General features: G+C 42.1%; 1 protein-coding gene. It reads left to right on the plus strand.

The window, feature by feature from the left end; translation table 11 throughout:
• Window positions 1-94: 94 nt before the first annotated feature.
• Window positions 95-494 (plus strand): hypothetical protein (locus A3761_RS07695; RefSeq protein ID WP_156491725.1); only part of this gene is annotated, 400 nt, incomplete at its 3' end.

Genomic DNA, 494 nt, shown 5'->3' on the forward strand with positions numbered 1-494 from the left:
TGGTGTATACTTCATATAAAGAAGGTCACTTGTAGTTTTGTTCCATGTTGTGTTGCTTAGGTTGAACAACATTTAGATGTTACCAAAGTTTATTATGCCCTACCTTTTCCTTTCCTTGCTTCTTTTATTTACCCTTACTACGAATGCCGGCGTAACGGCAGAAGATATTTTAGGTGAATACTGGAAAGACCCCTTGTTTGGTCAGGCTGCGACTGATCGTACCGTCGAGCTTGAAGTGCTTGTTGGTAGGGTGTGGCCGCAATCTGTCAATATTAGTTCTGGTTCAAAGGTCAGAGTACTTGTTAAAAATCGTACTAACGAGCCTCATTTGCTCGTTTTTACAAAGGACCTGAAAGCTTTATACCAGTCAGAAGCGTACAAGATGTTTGTTCTTGACGAACTCTATCACTCTAAGAAAAAGGCGCAGCAGGGTTCAGGGCATTCGCACTCCGGGAATAGTGTAGGGGATGCAGAATCTATTGTTAAACCGCTAT

Source organism: Oleiphilus sp. HI0123, from assembly GCF_001635315.1.